The organism is Simkania negevensis Z (genome assembly GCF_000237205.1).
GTDB classification, from domain to species: domain Bacteria; phylum Chlamydiota; class Chlamydiia; order Chlamydiales; family Simkaniaceae; genus Simkania; species Simkania negevensis.
In genome coordinates this window covers 154,857-167,144 of record NC_015713.1, presented here as the reverse complement: position 1 = coordinate 167,144, position 12,288 = coordinate 154,857, and the positions used below count along the sequence as shown (strand labels likewise).

Annotated in this window: 12 protein-coding genes; 6 read left to right on the top strand and 6 right to left on the bottom strand. The window is 40.5% G+C overall.

Features of this window, described 5'->3' with window-relative positions; genetic code table 11:
• Nucleotides 1-15: 15 nt before the first annotated feature.
• From SNE_RS01375 to SNE_RS01355, 5 genes are all read left to right on the top strand, one after another.
• Complete coding sequence (locus tag SNE_RS01375) at nucleotides 16-981, top strand: diguanylate cyclase domain-containing protein (RefSeq protein WP_013942497.1); 966 nt, start codon at nucleotides 16-18, stop codon at nucleotides 979-981.
• The gene (locus SNE_RS01370; protein ID WP_013942496.1) at nucleotides 978-1,418 is read left to right on the top strand and encodes a hypothetical protein; all 441 of its coding nucleotides are present in this window, start codon (nucleotides 978-980) and stop codon (nucleotides 1,416-1,418) included. The genes SNE_RS01375 and SNE_RS01370 overlap by 4 nt, the downstream gene beginning before the upstream one ends.
• Complete coding sequence (locus tag SNE_RS01365; protein ID WP_013942495.1) at nucleotides 1,411-2,127, top strand: lipoyl protein ligase domain-containing protein; 717 nt, start codon at nucleotides 1,411-1,413, stop codon at nucleotides 2,125-2,127. Before SNE_RS01370 ends, SNE_RS01365 begins: the two co-directional genes overlap by 8 nt.
• Nucleotides 2,128-2,188: 61 nt before the next feature.
• Nucleotides 2,189-2,971, top strand: coding sequence for a hypothetical protein (locus tag SNE_RS01360; protein WP_013942494.1), 783 nt, complete (start codon nucleotides 2,189-2,191; stop codon nucleotides 2,969-2,971).
• Nucleotides 2,972-3,030: 59 nt separating this feature from the next.
• A complete protein-coding gene (locus tag SNE_RS01355; RefSeq protein ID WP_013942493.1) occupies nucleotides 3,031-3,732 on the top strand; it encodes an O-methyltransferase in 702 nt (233 codons plus the stop codon).
• 11 nt (nucleotides 3,733-3,743) lie between these two features.
• Here the strand turns inward: SNE_RS01355 and SNE_RS01350 are convergent, their stop codons facing one another.
• The 6 genes from SNE_RS01350 to SNE_RS01325 are packed head-to-tail and all read right to left on the bottom strand — an operon-like array spanning nucleotide 3,744 to nucleotide 11,203.
• On the bottom strand, nucleotides 3,744-5,165 hold the full coding sequence (locus tag SNE_RS01350; protein ID WP_013942492.1) for a mannose-1-phosphate guanylyltransferase/mannose-6-phosphate isomerase: 1,422 nt from the start codon (nucleotides 5,163-5,165) through the stop codon (nucleotides 3,744-3,746).
• A 22-nt stretch (nucleotides 5,166-5,187) separates the two neighbouring features.
• Nucleotides 5,188-6,747, bottom strand: coding sequence for a hypothetical protein (locus SNE_RS01345; RefSeq protein WP_013942491.1), 1,560 nt, complete (start codon nucleotides 6,745-6,747; stop codon nucleotides 5,188-5,190).
• 14 nt (nucleotides 6,748-6,761) lie between these two features.
• Entirely contained in the window at nucleotides 6,762-7,970 is a 1,209-nt protein-coding gene (locus tag SNE_RS01340; protein WP_013942490.1) for a hypothetical protein, read from the bottom strand.
• Nucleotides 7,971-8,825 (bottom strand): class I SAM-dependent methyltransferase, encoded by an 855-nt coding sequence (locus SNE_RS01335; RefSeq protein WP_013942489.1) that lies wholly within the window; start codon nucleotides 8,823-8,825, stop codon nucleotides 7,971-7,973.
• Nucleotides 8,826-8,839: 14 nt separating this feature from the next.
• Nucleotides 8,840-9,838, bottom strand: coding sequence for an NAD-dependent epimerase/dehydratase family protein (locus SNE_RS01330; protein WP_013942488.1), 999 nt, complete (start codon nucleotides 9,836-9,838; stop codon nucleotides 8,840-8,842).
• Nucleotides 9,839-9,850: 12 nt separating this feature from the next.
• Nucleotides 9,851-11,203: a UDP-glucose dehydrogenase family protein gene (locus SNE_RS01325; protein ID WP_013942487.1), complete on the bottom strand. Its 1,353-nt coding sequence runs from the start codon at nucleotides 11,201-11,203 to the stop codon at nucleotides 9,851-9,853.
• A 369-nt stretch (nucleotides 11,204-11,572) separates the two neighbouring features.
• Here SNE_RS01325 and SNE_RS01320 point away from each other — a divergent pair, with 369 nt between their 5' ends.
• Complete coding sequence (locus SNE_RS01320) at nucleotides 11,573-12,271, top strand: hypothetical protein (protein WP_013942485.1); 699 nt, start codon at nucleotides 11,573-11,575, stop codon at nucleotides 12,269-12,271.
• Nucleotides 12,272-12,288: the final 17 nt, after the last annotated feature.

Sequence of the window (12,288 nt, the reverse complement as noted above, 5' to 3'; positions counted from 1 at the left end):
CTACAATGCGCGAATATGACTCGATTTAAGCCAAACAAGCTTCCTACCTTACTTCTGATCACTGATTCTCCAGTGACGCGTGTCTTTTTTGAAGAAGCTGTCAGTAAGTTGGAAGACTACTCTCTTATTTGCTCAAACTCATCTATCGATGCTTTTGATTCGATGCATAAAACCTATGTGAGTTTCATTGTGATCGATGAAAATACTCCCTATATTGACTTAGCTGTCATGTGCATGAAAATTCGCAAGCTTAAAGAACATCAACACACACCGATTTTGATTATTACAGCGCACCTAAAAAAATCGTTCACCCGTCGACTAATGAAAGCTGGGGCTACCGACTTTTTACGTGAACCCCTAGAGCAAGATGAGTTTTTTCATCGAATGGAAATGGCAAATGAGATCAAGAAAACCAAAGAAAAGATGTCATCTCTTTCTTCTCGCTTTCCTGTTGGTCCCTCCCAGTCGACAACTATGGATGAGAGAGTTGTTTTGGATGACCGAGCTGTGAAACTCATTTCCAATGCTCTCGCAGACGAAACTGCTTTAGCCTTACTCCTTATAGAAATTGATCAGTACGACCATTTTCATAAAGCGCATGGAACCAAAGCAGGTAGCGGACTTTTACTCGACTTTCAAGACCATCTCCAAAAGCTCATGCGGGGACAAGATCTCTTATTTTCACAAAAAAAAGGAAAGTTTCTCGTTCTCTTACCTCGTACTTCCTCCAAAGCCGCACAATTTATTGCAGAAAACATTCAAGAGTCTCTTGAAATGGTAACCTTCCATTCCGGAGAGATCGCATTTAATCTGACAATTTCAATCGGACTTGTCACCTTAGATGAAGAGGGCTCTAAAACAAAAAGCGCCTCATTTAATTTCGACCGTCTCATGCAAGCTGCCAACAACTGCTTAAACGAAGCTAAAAAAAAGGGTAACGCGATTGTCGCCCATTTGCCAAAAAGAGGTTCACCATCATGAAAAAAGCTCTAATTATTCCCATTCTGATGTCGACTTGCTTCCTTGCTGCGCAAGAAGCCGTCCACTCTGTTTCACCCACAACCTATTTCAACCTCCAAGATACAAATCAAAAGCAAACCAAGCCTGCAATGTCAAAACCGACATACGAACAGCAAGTGGCTGCCACACAGTCGTCTCGCTTTGGACAGTCTGAAGTGATGATTATCAATCCTGAAACTCGCGCAAAAGATTTGCAAGAGTCCTTCGAGTACCTAAAAAGAATGAGCCCTGCTGCCAAGCTAGCTGTAAAGCTTATCAATGGATCAATCATTAGCGAAATTCTCGACATGAAACTGATGACTGGCGGAACCATGATTATCTTCCGCACTAACACTCTTCAAGGGCAAAAATTTCAAGTCGTCAAAATTGAGGACATCGATACGATCACCAATGGGTAAAGAAACGCTTCACCTCCTCCGCCTTCAAAATCACGACATTTACGAGCAACTCTTGCTCGAAGAAGCCCTCCTGCGCGCAACTGACCAAAATTGGTGCATCATAAACCACGGCTCTCCTCCTCGCATCGTGATGGGAATTTCAGGTAAAATAGAAAAGCTCATCGACTATGACAAAATGACTTCTTCCCCCATCCCTCTCATCAAACGTTATAGTGGAGGGGGAACTGTTATCGTCGATTCAGATACTCTCTTTGTTTCTTTTATCTTTCAAAAAGAGATCCATTCCTTCCCTTGCTATCCTGAACCCATCTTGCGCTGGTCTGAAGAATTCTATCAAGAAGCTCTCAATATTCCCAATTTCCATCTGCGCGAAAATGACTACGTCATTGGTGAGAAAAAGTGCGGCGGCAATGCTCAGTACATCAAGAAAAACCGGTTTGTCCACCATACAACTTTCTTATGGGATTTTAAACAATCTTATATGGACTATCTGCTCCATCCTGAAAAAACCCCCAAGTACCGCGATGGTCGGTCTCATGAGAGTTTCCTCTGCCGTATGAATGACTTTCTCCCTTCTGAGCAGTCCTTTTTTGAAGCGATCCAAAAAACCCTCGGTCTTCGTTACAATGTTCAAGAAGCCTCCATAAATGATGTTTCCCTTCACTTAGGGGGAAATCACCGCACAACCACTTGTCAAATAATTATTTAGAATTTCTTTTTTTCTTGATCCTCTCTATGATTTAGCTAGTCAAAAATCACAGGAGGTCCATATGTCAACAGTTTCAAACGCTGAAGAAGCAGTAGATAGCCTTTACTTTGTGAATCGAGAAGATCTCAGCCATAAAGAAGCAGCAAAACTTTTAAATGAGACTCTCGCATACGTCAATACCCGACTTAAAGAAGAAGGAAAAGACTATCAAGTCATGTATTATGGACAACCTCATTTGGGAACTGGGCCGGAAGAGAAACCAGCAAAAATTAATCCGATGTATCCTCTTGATTTAGCTTTAGTCTATGCAGGAGGTAACATTGAACCGATTGATATCATCGACGTTGTGAAATTTGAAGGATACGATCCAAATATAGGTCGTCTGACAACAGGCTTTATGGCAATTGACTCCTTTGCAAATGACATCACTGCAAAAATTACTCAACATCTCGAATCAAAAAGCAATCCTCATATCTTGATTTCTCCTGTGAGTGGGACTAAATATAATGTCGAAAAGCTCGTAGGGCATAAGCTCGAGATCGATCCTCTCAATTACATTCTACTCGATGGCTATCGACTCGTCTATTACCTTGATGACGAGAAAACAAAGCCAAAAGCTCTCTCTGCCTCAAGTCTCCGTTCTTCAGGTGTGATGGAAGTCGGACCTCGGGAGTTTGCTGAGCGGCTTTACATTTATGATAAGAGCGATCCTGCTCCTCGATTTTACTTTGATCTTTCAAAACTCGTTCAAATCGCTAAAGATCAATTTCCTGTTGCTCAGCAAGGAGATGTTGCTGACTCAGCGAGCTATTACATCCAAAGCAGAGAACCAGGGAAAATCTAAACGTTGACTTTGGAAGCTCCTAAGCAGTATAAATCTTTCAAAAAATAAGGATGCTTACCATGTTTAAACGTTTGATTTGTTTTCTTGCGCTCACGAGTTCATCTGTCTTTGCTGCTCAAGATGACCTGCCCCGCATGGTCGATTTTAGTGAGCTTCGTCCTTGTTGTGACTTTGAAAGCACCACTTGGAAAACTGGGCAGCTTGCTTTCAATTGTGCTCCTGAAGTGGGAACCTTTCTCACTTATTTGAAAAAAGCTTACTCCATAAACTCTGTTATCGAGACAGGCACTTTCATGGGAAACACAACAGTGTTTTTATCTCTTCTTTTTGATGACGTTTATACCATTGAAATTGTTGAAAAAACTTACAACGCTACTTCTGGCAAACTCAAAGACTATCCAAATGTTCAGTGTTTTTTAGGAAGCTCAGATGTTGTCTTAGTTGACCTTCTTCCTAAGCTTGAAGGAAAACGCACTCTCTTTTACCTAGACGCACATTGGGAAAATCACTGGCCCCTTCGTCAAGAATTGATAGAAATCAGTAAAACCCATCATGACAACTGTGTGATCGTCATTGACGATTTCAAAGTTCCTGGTCGGAGAGATATTCCTTTTGACAAATACAAGCAAAATGAATGCTCTGTCGACTACATTAAAGAAGAGCTGAAGCTTGTTTTTTCAGAGTGTGAGATTCATTACATCATTCCTGCTAACCCTATGTGCCGTGCCAAATTTGTGGCTTGGCCCAAAAAGTGGAACTAAGAACAGGAGTACTAACCTACTCCGATTTGTTTCTTGAGAAGCGATTCAAGGGTTTGAGCCGCTGTGCTGAGCTTGTTTTCTTCAGGAGAAAGAGTGGTTTCTAGAACTTGAATAGGGGTAGAAGTCGGATTGGTAATCAAGGCATTAGATGGAATTTGCTTTGAGCTATTTGCTTGAAGTTGATAGGTTTCTTCACCTGCTTGCACCTCAAGAGTACCTCGGATTAGAGTGATTACAGTAGATTGTAAAGCTAAAGACTTACCCGGATTCAAGACGAGAAGCTTGATGCGAAAGTCAGAAGATTCGACAAGTTTTTCAAAGTAACCCCATGAGCAATGAACCCGCTTGTGATGAGTTGCAAGGCCTTGATTTGTTTTCTTTAACCCATTGACAATTTCTTTGACTTCTTGAGCGTAGGCTTTATCAGCTACCAAAACAGCATCGGCAGTGCTTACCACAATTTGATCTTTAATGCCGATTGTCGCAACAAGGGGCTCGTTTTCGGAGCTGAGCAAACACCCCTCACAATCTTTCATGATCACGTTCCCCCTAATCACATTGTTTTTTTCATCTGACTCCCCTGCATCTGCAACAGAAGCCCAACAACCTAAGTCGCTCCAGGGCAATCTTAAAGGGATGACAGCGGCTCGCTTTGTTTTTTCCATCACCGCATAATCAATTGAATCACTGGGACACATTTCAAAACGCTCTTGATCGATGCGAAAGTAATCTTTATCTTGATGACTTCCTTCATACGCTGCAGAGCATGCTTTATAGATGTCTTCTGCGGTGTTTTCTAGCTCTTTTAGATAGCCACCCGCTCGAAAGAGAAACATCCCACTATTCCAAAAGTAATTTTGCGCTTGAAGAAAGGTTTCTGCTGTTTTTTCATCAGGTTTTTCAACGAACTGTTCAACCTCAAAGCTGAGATCATCCAAGGGTTTTCCTGCTTGAATGTACCCATAACCGGTCTTAGGGGATGTGGGAACAATCCCAAAGGTCACAAAGTGCCCAGCTGCGGCAATAAAAGTCGCCTTTTCGATTGTTTTGGCAAAGGCTTCAGAATTGCCGATCAGATGATCAGCAGGAAGAACGAGCATGAGTGCTTCAGGTTCGATGGTGTTTTGAATATCTAAAGCAGCTAATGCAATTGCTGGTGCCGTGTTTCGGCTGCAGGGTTCTAAAATGAGCTTGGAGTTTTCAATTTCAGCTTCTTTCATCTGATCTTGACAAATGAAATAATGGGATTCATTCGTTACAATGATCGACTCTTTCACTCCTGCGATCTGTTTGATGCGGAGCAGTGTTTCTTGAAAAAGAGAATTGTTACCAATAAGCTTTAAGAACTGTTTCGGGTAATTTTTTCGAGAAAGGGGCCAAAGCCTTGTTCCCGACCCGCCTGCTAACACAACTGGAACGATTTTACTACTCATGTTCTTCTCATAGCATGCGAGCTCATTTAAGTTGAAGCACCTTCCGCATTAAACGGCTTTGGTAGGTCAAATGGCGTATTTTATCAGTAAACCGATAAAAAAAGCGAACGGCTATATAGACTAAACAGAACTTCAATTGCTTTTTCAAAATACCTAAAGACGGCCTCCGTGAAATTCTCTGCTTTCGCTTGAGATAACCAAACGAAATTCCCGAAAGAAACGAGGTTCTTCCCATCGCAAGATGGGTGTGGAATAATGCTCGAAAGTCTGAATAGAGAACATTAACTCCCATAAATTTGATTTTTTTGTTCTTCTTCTTTTCTAAACGGACCACTTTTAAAAATGCACCTACAACATCTCTAAGCTGATTTTTCAACTGCTTGTACAGTTCGTGCTCAGGTGTGATTGCAATACTTTTTTGATTAAATCCAAAGTCAAAAATAATGAGATCAGATTCTTGGTAGAGTTCTTCAAGCGATTTTGTTTCTTGGAGGGTCAAAACGGATGGAACTTCCTCTTGAATGAGGGTTAAAAGCTCTGTATTGTGCCCAATATACCCCACTCGACTTTCGCGAGGAAGGTGGTTAAAATGGTCTACAAGATAAGGAAAAACCCTTTCTGACTCATAGGTCAATGTGTTGAATGTGCTTTGATCAATCGCAATCTCAAACAAAGAACAGTCTTTAGAAGCATGGATCTGACGCGGTTTAAGAAGAGTGACCTCTTCTAAGTCGTAACCCTTGAGCCCCCAACACTCTCTTTGATTGGGCAAATCAGGAGCTTGAATATCTTTTACAAATCGATTCCAATCATTTTCTGGAGAGAGTTGCTTGTGAAAAAATGACTCTTGCCTCGTGTGGTTACAGTGATAACCCCAAAGCTTGTCTTCAAGATGACCTATCTTTCCTTCATAGTAGAGAAACATTCTTTTACAAAGATTTGCATCTAAATGCCACCCTTGGTCCATCGCTTCGTCAAAACCATCGATTTTAAATATTGCATCGCGTGTCATCAACTGGAAATCTCCTGGATTATCATAGATGAGAAATCCAGGACGACGAACAATCGTATGAAGTTGCATTTCTTGTGCATGGTTTCGCAAAAAAGTGAGATTTTCTATGGGTTTTAAACGATCAAAATGAGATTCCCACATGCTTTCAGGAAGTTCGAAGCGTGGCAACTCATAAAACCCTTCGGGAAGCTCTGCCACAATGCTAGACAAGGTTTTATTCGGGTCAATGGGGAGAAAAATCATGTCGACATTGGTTGACAAAATCCATGGATTTTCGGGATTTGCGCGCCTGATCGCTACATTGCGGCAAAGTGCTTCCTCAGATAAGCTTCCCCTTTTTTTAGAACGGATGCGGTAAATTTTTAACAGTGATTTCGCATTTTCTGTAAGAGTATCACTGACTGCTTCAAGTATCGTGGGAAAGTCTTGAGCACTGCAATAATCGATAAAGATGATTTCATCACCTGGGAAGGAAAGCATTTCGGCTAGACAATTGAGACTGATGGCTAGACGCTTGTGATAGTTATAACCATGATTATCATTGCGTCCATATACGATGAGAGAAAGCACAATTATCCCCTGTTTTACATGAAAACCTCTTCAAGGTCTTCATGAAGCATACCCCAATCTTCATTATTATAGAGAAGGGTTTTGGAAAATTCCTTCGCAGTTTTCATCGCGGTAAGGTGCTGCTTAAAAGCTGGCATATCTAAATAGGGAATTTTTTTTTCATCTAAACGGTTGAGCAGGGCTTGAAATCCCTCAGGGGTATAGCCAGAGCCTTTTCCATGTTCGATATGGTAAATAGGACGCGCTTGACCAAAGTTCCTTTCTTTAAACTCACTAAAAATTGCTTGGTAAAGAAAAACACTATCAATATGCCACGAAAAAATGGTCCATTCTGGGTAGCCTCTTAAAGCTTCCCATCCCTTACGTGAAATTAAGTTAAAATCACCACAACCATTGGAGTGTGGAATTAAGCAATAATTCAACTTAGAACGCTTCAAAAAGATTTTTTTTATAACTATTCTAAATCGAAAAGGACGGAGAATTTGAATTTCTCTAAAGGTATCTCGAAAGAGTTTTAATACATGGATGACAAGCGTTTTCCACCGATCCCAATCTGAAACGTTTTTGCTTTTAAGTTTCCTAAACAGTTTGGGAACTTTTTTCATTCGCATCTTAAAGTCATCAAATATATTTAAGAACTTTTTCAATACGGTATGTTTGAATTTTTTCGTTTTTTCATCTAAAATTTTAGTTCCAAATCTTCCGTTGATACGGAAAAACTTTCCATGACAAAATTCTAAAACGTTTTCAAACGGCTCTTCTTCGGGAAGATCTGATGGAATGTCTAAACGATCGACCCGATAAATCACACCAGGTTTTAATTTCCTTTTTTTAAAATAACTAAATAATTCATCTGAGAAAATGATGTCGATATTTGTTGCAATGACATAGTCGCCTCTTGCACGCCGAATGCCGATGTTTTTGGCATACATTTGGAATAATGGAAGGTTATTAGAGTGGTCGAGTGCATCATGCAGCTTTTTTGAAACCCGAATCATACGAACTTCAGAGCCCCCCTTATCTGCAGGAACTTTTAAGACCTCATTGAGATAGGGCCGATCTTCTGGAGGATTCCACTCCACGATAATGAGCTCAACGGGTAATCCGTGCCGCTTGCTTTGAGCAATGACCCCATCAATAAATGCCTGCATACGCTCAAGGAGCCGCCCGCCATGATCATCATTTCGAGAAGCTGCAACAATACTTATATAAAATTCACTCATTCACGATTCAGTAGCAGTTAAGCAAAGATGCCATCCGAATTTTTTCTCCAAAAATCGAAAAACAGATTTCGGAAGAATTCGAAAATACCAAACCTTTACATACCTGTATTGAACATAATCGGCAATGCGATAAGGGAAAATATGGTCGATATCGATAGATTTCACCTGATACCCTTTGGATTCGAATAGTTTTTTTGCGCTTTTTTTACTATAAGCATAAGTCACAGGACATCCAGTTTGAGCTTCTGAATAATGTGCAATAAGTTGAGAAAGTTTCCAAAATTGAAACTTCCCATATTTTGCTAAAATCCAGAAAACTTTCCACGAGTTGCGATAATAAACCATCACTTTAAATTGTCCGTCAGGAGCTAAATACTTTTTTGCTTCATCAACAATGACGTCAGGATGAGGTGAGTGATGAATCACCCCAAACGAAAAAATCAGATCGTATTTTTTTTCAGGAAGAAACTTCGATAATTCTTCGGCATTTCCTTGCATGAATTCTATCTGATCTGCAACACCCATTGATTTGGCATTTTTCTTTGCAATTTCAATCGATTTTTGTGACAAATCAATTGCAGTCACTTCTGCCCCTGCTTTTGCAAAATTGATCGCGCAAGCCCCTAGCCCACATCCAATTTCTAAAACTTTTTTTCCCTTAAGACTTGAAAAATTTGCGAAATCAATGAGATGAGGCTCGACAAAGAACTTCCGCATTGAAATTTCCTGAAAGTATTTTTCTGTCCCAACTTCAGCTTGAGAATGTCTTAAATTACAGGGACGCGCATTCCAATAATCTTTGACATTTTCAATCGATTTCTCAGAAAAAGTGTTTGCATGTTGATAACTACTCATAAATGACTTCTTGTTTAGATGAATGCTGGCTCACTTTTGTTTGCTAAAATTTGATCGTAAATCCAACGATATGTTTTTTCAAGCCCTTCTCTTAATGTAATCGAAGGTTCCCAACCAAGGCATTCTTGAATGAAGGTATTATCACTATTTCTTCCTCGGACCCCCTGCGGCGCGCTAAGATCGTACTTACGTTTTACCTGAATTTCAGCAATGTCTTCAATGATATCAACAAGTCGATTAATCGAAACGAGTTCACTACTTCCTAAATTGATGGGCTCAAGGATGTCACTTTTCATGATGGTTTGGGTTCCATAAATGCAGTCGTCAATATATGCAAAACTGCGCGTTTGCTCCCCATCTCCCCATATTTCAATTTCATGATGACCAGATAGCTTCGCCAAAATAATTTTACGGCAAAGAGCCGCTGGAGCTTTGGGGCGATCTCCTTCATAAGTCCCATAAGGTCCATAAACATTATGAAAACGAGCAACACGTGTTTCTAGTCCATAGTCTTCACGGAAATGGCGACACATTCTTTCACTAAAGAGCTTCTCCCAGCCATAGCCATCTTCAGCTTGCGCTGGATAAGCATCTGATTCTTTTAGTGCCGTAACATCTGTATTTGTTTGTTTGTCTGCTGCGTACACACAAGCAGAAGAAGAAAAGAAATACCGCTCAATTTTATACTCTTTTGCAGCCATTAACATGTGGGTATTGATTAAAACAGAAAGCATACACTCAGCTTTGTTAAGCTCGATAAACCCCATTCCACCCATATCAGCAGCTAAATTGTAAACGTAGCGGACATCGCGGCAACATTTTTGACATGCTTCGAGTTTCCGCAAATCACCTCCAATATTTTCTACCCCTTCAAAAATCTGATACCACTCACCAAAAGGTTTGATGTCTACAGCGCGAATTTTTTTATACCCTTGGCGCAAAAGGTCTGCGATAAGATGGCCTCCAATGAACCCTCCCGCTCCTGTTACAAGAATTAAATCATCTTTATCCATCATATTAACCTCTTAATGCACTGTCGCGAGTTCATCTAATTTTTTCTCTGCAGATGCAAGTCCTTGTCCCAAGTAAACCACTTTGCAATCCTTCGAGAATTTTTTCTGATCTAATGTTCTCCAACAATCGATAATCAATTGACATGCTGTTTCTTCAGCAAGCTTTGGAGTGATCCCTTCTGAAAATTCTGGCCAATTCGTCATAATTAACGCAATATTTGACTCTTTTAAGCAGGCTTCAATCGATGACGTCAGTCGAACCCTCTCATCTAAAATATTTTCGGCTTCTCCAAGTGCCATCGGATCAAAAACAGAAACTTGATACCCTTCTTTCACTAGCTGATTTGCCATTTTGATTCCTGGACTTTCTTCGACAACATATGTTCCTGGCTTATACGATAACCCAAGAATGCCAATTTTCTTTCCACGATTCAATTTCTGAATCAAGGCCTGAAGTCGTTGCGGTTGAAAATCGTTCACTTGCTGCGTCGCTTTCGCTAAATCAACAGGAACTTCTAAATCCTCCGCCATAGCTCGAAAAGCCACGTTATCTCTTGGAAAACAAGGGCCTCCAAAGGCAACTGCAGCTTTCAAATATTTTCGTCCAATGCGGCTATCAAGGCCAATTGCTCTTGTTACCACATTGACATCGCTATCTGGAAGCGCCTCACAAACAGCTCCTAACATGTTCGCATAAGAGATCTTAGTTGTCACATATGTGTTGAGTGAAAGTTTTGTCAACTCTGCATTCACACAATTCATCCGCTGTATAGGCGGAGTATTATCACAAAATGATTCATAAATGCTCTGCAGAAAATTTCCAGCTTTTTGATCCGATTCGCCAATTAAAACCATATCAGGATAAAGCATATCTCGCACAACACTGCCCAAAGCAATGAACTCGGGGTTGTAACAAAGCCCTAATTCGTTACCAAGAGTGCGTGCAGAAGCCTTTTCTAAAGTCTCTCGAATTTCACCCATCGTCGAACCAGGCATTACTGTACTTGTGATCACTACCAGATGATACCCTTCTTTTTTTTGAATGACTTTTCCAACGCTCTCTAATGCTTGAAGAATATATCGGTTCGTAAAAAGTCCTTTTTCATCACTGGGCGTTGGAACAATGATAAAAGTCGCATCTGTATCTTGGATCGCATGCTCACAGTCTGTCGTTGCTTCGAACTTGAGCGTTTCACATTCAAGAAGTTCTTGCAACCCTTCTTCATGAAATGGAGCTTGGCGCGCATTGAGCTTTTTGACAATTTCGTTGTTGAAATCTGCTCCCTTGACTTCATGCCCTTTTGTTGCAAGCAAGACAGCAAGAGGAGACCCTAGTTTTCCTAAACCAACAACTGAAAGTTTCATCGCAACTCCTTCTTCGAAAATATGACTTAAAAAATGTCACAATATTGAAGAAGTTAGGGTTTTTCAAGCAAAAAAAAACGGAAAAAAGAAAAAGTGAGTCCTGCAGGCATAAGGATTTAGAGCTTGCTAGTCAACCTGTATGATGCAGGTGGGTTCGTCCCCTGGAGGGTGCAAATTCCAATACTCTATTTGCTACTTGCTCCAGCGTTTTGATCCCCTAAAAAAGCTTGTAGTTGAGGAGCATCTGCGTCTAAAGTACCCTTATCAACAGGACTCTATCTTGAGTATACCACAAATGGAGATTTTCCCTGAAAACCTTGAAAAATACTTCTTTTCTTCGATAAATATGGGGCTTCGGAGGTATGAGCAATGTTTAGCCGTTTTATATGTCTTTTTTTACTCCCCTTTATCTCGCTGTTTGCGAATAAATTTGAGGCAATTCGCCCCATTCTAGATCTTTACGACCGGCCCATTACCATTCTTGCAATCGGAGAAAATGAGCTCACTTATGAAATCTCGAGAACTTATTCAGCCACCTGCGTCATCGCCGGATCCAAAAACATCAAAGTTCTTGGGTCTGATCAAATCATCCACCTAAAAAAAAATTTTAATCTAAAAGATTTACAAGACTTGAACCGAAGAGAACATTTTGATCTAATTCTCGCCTTTCATTCGCTCCATGAATTAGATCCATGGAAAGACTCACTGAATGAACTTTTCAAGTTAGGAGATCATCTCATCGTCGAAATTGCCCCCGAAACATCAATTGCAGCAAGGGAAAATGGGGCAATTTTTGGAATTGCACGTTATTTAACAAACCTCGGGCTTACTATCCATCTCGACAATTCAAAAGACGACCATCTTTTGTGGTACTGTTTCAAACCCAAATCGGTTTATCCACACCTTTATACAAGATCGAAACCTAATGGAATTTCTCTTGCAACCTATCGGAAGCACCAAGGAAGATATCCCACACTTGAATGGATTAAAGAAGAAAGAAAGAAGCTTCCCATATGGAAAAGGATGAGCAAAACGTTCATCCGAACCGACGGAAAGTCTCTCTTTTAAAATCTAGCAATTTGGGT

Excerpts from the sequence above, each read along its gene's own strand:
- SNE_RS01325 (WP_013942487.1), bottom strand. The coding sequence starts at position 11,203 with ATGAAACTTTCAGTTGTTGGTTTAGGAAAACTAGGGTCTCCTCTTGCT.
- SNE_RS01340 (WP_013942490.1), bottom strand. The coding sequence starts at position 7,970 with ATGAGTGAATTTTATATAAGTATTGTTGCAGCTTCTCGAAATGATGAT.
- SNE_RS01320 (WP_013942485.1), top strand. The coding sequence starts at position 11,573 with ATGTTTAGCCGTTTTATATGTCTTTTTTTACTCCCCTTTATCTCGCTG.
- SNE_RS01355 (WP_013942493.1), top strand. The coding sequence starts at position 3,031 with ATGTTTAAACGTTTGATTTGTTTTCTTGCGCTCACGAGTTCATCTGTC.
- SNE_RS01375 (WP_013942497.1), top strand. The coding sequence starts at position 16 with ATGACTCGATTTAAGCCAAACAAGCTTCCTACCTTACTTCTGATCACT.
- SNE_RS01350 (WP_013942492.1), bottom strand. The coding sequence starts at position 5,165 with ATGAGTAGTAAAATCGTTCCAGTTGTGTTAGCAGGCGGGTCGGGAACA.
- SNE_RS01330 (WP_013942488.1), bottom strand. The coding sequence starts at position 9,838 with ATGGATAAAGATGATTTAATTCTTGTAACAGGAGCGGGAGGGTTCATT.
- SNE_RS01370 (WP_013942496.1), top strand. The coding sequence starts at position 978 with ATGAAAAAAGCTCTAATTATTCCCATTCTGATGTCGACTTGCTTCCTT.
- SNE_RS01360 (WP_013942494.1), top strand. The coding sequence starts at position 2,189 with ATGTCAACAGTTTCAAACGCTGAAGAAGCAGTAGATAGCCTTTACTTT.
- SNE_RS01335 (WP_013942489.1), bottom strand. The coding sequence starts at position 8,825 with ATGAGTAGTTATCAACATGCAAACACTTTTTCTGAGAAATCGATTGAA.
- SNE_RS01365 (WP_013942495.1), top strand. The coding sequence starts at position 1,411 with ATGGGTAAAGAAACGCTTCACCTCCTCCGCCTTCAAAATCACGACATT.